This is a genomic window from Micromonospora maritima, assembly GCF_902825405.1.
Lineage (GTDB): Bacteria > Actinomycetota > Actinomycetes > Mycobacteriales > Micromonosporaceae > Micromonospora > Micromonospora maritima.
The window spans coordinates 1-3,168 of record NZ_CADEAU010000572.1; the positions used below are offsets into that span (position 1 = coordinate 1).

Sequence of the window (3,168 nt, forward strand, 5' to 3'; positions counted from 1 at the left end):
CCAGCCGGGACAGCGCCGTGCCCACCGGCACCGCGACGACCGGCACGTGCCAGGCCTCCACCGGGCCGTCCAGCGGCAGCGCGAGCGTCAGCTCCCGCCGCTGGCCCAGCGCGTCGTACGCCTGCGGCAGCGCGTCGCCGGCCGGGTCGTAGCAGACGAGCGTGCCGGCGCGGGGCGGATCGTCCGGCCGGAAGACGATCCCGCACCGCCCGAGGTCGACCTTCGGAACCACGGTCACGCTCAGCCGCCCAGCGCGCGGTAGCGCCGCAGCGACAGCGGCAGGAACACGGCGACCAGGGCCACCGGCCAGAGCACCGCCAGCAGCGGATGGTGCGCGGCCACCCACGAGTCGCCGCCCCAGCCGGGGTTGCCGAACAGCTCGCGGGTGGCGCCCACGGTCGCCGACAGCGGGTTCCACTGCGCGACCGCGCCGAGCCAGCCGGGCATGGTGGACGGCGCCACGAACGCGCTGGACAGGAAGCCGAGCGGGAACTCCAACGTCTGCACGGCGGTGACCGCGCCGGGGCCCTTCGTCACCAGGCCGAGGTAGATGCCCACCCACGCCAGCGCGAAGCGCAGCAGCAGGACCAGCCCGAGCGCGGCGAGGGTGGCCCCCGGACCGCCGTGCGGCCGCCAGCCGACGGCCAGGCCGGCGAGCAGCATGACCGCGAGCGTCACCACCGCGAACAGCATGTCGGCGGCGGCCCGCCCGACCAGCGGGGCCAGCCGGGACACCGGCATCGAGCGGAGCCGGTCGGTGACCCCGCGTTCGGCGTCGGCGGAGACCGCCACGGTGGTCTGGCTGATGCCGAACAGCATGGTCATGGCGAAGATGCCGGGCAGCAGGAACTCCCGGTAGTCGCCGCCGCCGGGCACCTGGAGCGCGCCGCCGAACAGGTAGGCGAACATCAGCAGGATCAGCACGTCGAAGGCCAGCGCGCCGACCAGCGGGCCGGGGTCGCGACGCCACTGCGCCAGCGCGCGCCGGGTCAGCGTCAGGCTGTCGCCGACAAGCGACGGCCGTCCCGGGCGCAGGTCGCCGCCGGCGGACAGGGTGGTGGTGGTCACGCGGGCACCTCCTCGGTGTCGTCGGTGCGCTCGGTCGACGCGGGCCGGCCGGTGAGCCGCAGGAAGACCTCGTCGAGGGTGGGACGGCGCAGCGTCACGTCGGCCACGGTCACGCCGTCGGCGTCGAGCGCCCGCAGCACCTCGGTCAACGCGCCGGCCCGGTCGTCGACCTGGGCGCTCACCGCCCGCCGGTCGGGGTCGACGTCCGGCTCGGCGGTGGCCACCCGACGCAGCCGCCCGGCGGCGGTGGCGAGGTCACCGGCGTCGCGGACGACCAGGTCGATCCGGTCGCCGCCGAGCCGGGACTTGAGCGCGTCCGGGGTGCCCTCGGCCACGACCCGCCCGGCGTCGAGGACGCAGATGCGGTCGGCGAGCTGGTCGGCCTCGTCGAGGTACTGCGTGGTGAGCAGCACGGTGGTGCCGGTCCGGACCAGGTCCCGGACCGCCTCCCACACCTCGTTGCGCCCGCGCGGGTCCAGCGCGGTGGTCGGCTCGTCGAGGAAAAGCACCGACGGCGCGAGGATCATGCCGGCGGCCAGGTCGAGGCGGCGGCGCATGCCGCCGGAGTAGGTGCGGACCGGCCGGTCGCCGGCGTCGACGAGCCCGAAGCGGTCCAGCAGCTCGCCGGCGCGGGCGCGGGCCTGGGCCCGGCCGAGGTGGAACAGCCGGCCGAAGATCACCAGGTTCTGCCGGCCGGTGAGCGCCTCGTCCACGGCCGGGTGCTGCCCGACCAGGCCGATGCGGTAGCGCACCTGGTCGGGCTGCCGGGCCACGTCGAAGCCGGCGACCTCGGCCCGCCCGGCGTCGACGCGCAGCAGGGTCGCCAGGATCCGCACCGCCGTGGTCTTGCCAGCTCCGTTCGGGCCGAGCAGCCCGCAGACCGTGCCGGGCGGCACCCGCAGGTCGAACCCGTCCAGCGCGGCCGTGTCGCCGTACCGCTTGCGCAGGCCCTCCGTGATGATGGCGTGCTCCACCGTGCGCCCCCTCCGTCGACAGCCGGGCTAACGTACAACGTACGGTAGCGCGTCCGCCAGTGGTGCCGCTCACTCCACCACGCGGTGCTCCCAGGCCCATACCGCGATCTCGGTGCGGTTGCGCAGCCCGAGCTTGGTCTGCACCGCCGACACGTGGCTCTTGACCGTGCTCAACGAGATGAACAGCTCCGCGCCGATCTCCAGGTTGGTCCGCCCCCGGGCGATCTCCCGCACCACCTCCACCTCCCGGTCGGACAACGCCGGCAGCCGCGCGTCCGGCTTCGGCGCCGGCGCGGCCAGGTGCCGCAGCAGCCGGACCGTCACCGACGGGGACACCAGCGCGTCCCCCTGGTACGCGGCGCGGACCGCCTCCACCAGCAGCGCCGGCCCGGCGTCCTTGAGCAGGAACCCGGCCGCGCCGCCGCGCAGCGCGCCGTAGACGTACTCGTCGAGGTCGAACGTGGTCACCACGACCACCCGCAACGGGTCGGCGACGCCCGGCCCGGCCAGGGCCCGGGTCACCTGGAGGCCGTCCAGCCGCGGCATCCGGATGTCCACCAGGCACACGTCGGGACGCAGCCGGCGGGCCTGCGCGACCGCGTCCACGCCGTCGGCGGCCTCGGCGACCACCACGATGTCCGGCTGCTCCTCCAGGATCAACCGCAGCCCGCCACGGACCATCGCCTGGTCGTCGGCGAGCAGCACCCGGATGCTCACGCGGACCTCCCGTCGTGCGTCGGCAGCACGGCCCGCACCGACCAGCCCCCGTCCGGGCCGGGCCCGGCGCTCACCGTGCCGCCCAGCGCCTCGACCCGCTCCCGCATGCCGACCAGGCCGTAGCCGCCCCGGTGGGGGGCCGGGGCCGGCGGCCCGTCGTCGGACACCTCGACCACGACCCCGGCGGGCTCCTCGGCCACGGTCACGGTGACCGCCCGCGCGTGCGGGGCGTGCCGGGCCACGTTCGTCAGGGCCTCCCGGACCACCCGGTAGACGGTGCTGGTGATCTCCGGCGGCCAGGACGGCTCCGGCTCGGGCAGGCGCAGCCGCACCGGCGGCCCCTGCCGGCGGAAGCGGTCGACGAGCGCCTCGACCCGCTCCGGGCCGGCCGAGGCGGGCGGTCCGTCCT

The 3,168-nt window shown here is 76.2% G+C and carries 5 protein-coding genes; all 5 read right to left on the reverse strand.

All coding sequences use genetic code 11. The features are described 5' to 3' along the window. On the reverse strand, window positions 1-238 hold a 238-nt coding region (locus tag HUW36_RS29215; RefSeq protein ID WP_174531062.1), incomplete at its 3' end, for a hypothetical protein. A gap of 2 nt (window positions 239-240) precedes the next feature. Next, window positions 241-1,068 (reverse strand): ABC transporter permease, encoded by an 828-nt coding sequence (locus tag HUW36_RS29220; RefSeq protein WP_174531063.1) that lies wholly within the window; start codon window positions 1,066-1,068, stop codon window positions 241-243. Next, window positions 1,065-2,042: an ATP-binding cassette domain-containing protein gene (locus HUW36_RS29225; protein WP_174531064.1), complete on the reverse strand. Its 978-nt coding sequence runs from the start codon at window positions 2,040-2,042 to the stop codon at window positions 1,065-1,067. Before HUW36_RS29225 ends, HUW36_RS29220 begins: the two co-directional genes overlap by 4 nt. Before the next feature lie 69 nt (window positions 2,043-2,111). Continuing rightward, the gene (locus HUW36_RS29230; protein WP_174531065.1) at window positions 2,112-2,759 is read right to left on the reverse strand and encodes a response regulator; all 648 of its coding nucleotides are present in this window, start codon (window positions 2,757-2,759) and stop codon (window positions 2,112-2,114) included. Further along, window positions 2,756-3,168: sensor histidine kinase (locus tag HUW36_RS29235; protein ID WP_343044374.1), on the reverse strand; the 413-nt coding region annotated here is incomplete at its 5' end. The genes HUW36_RS29230 and HUW36_RS29235, both read right to left, overlap by 4 nt.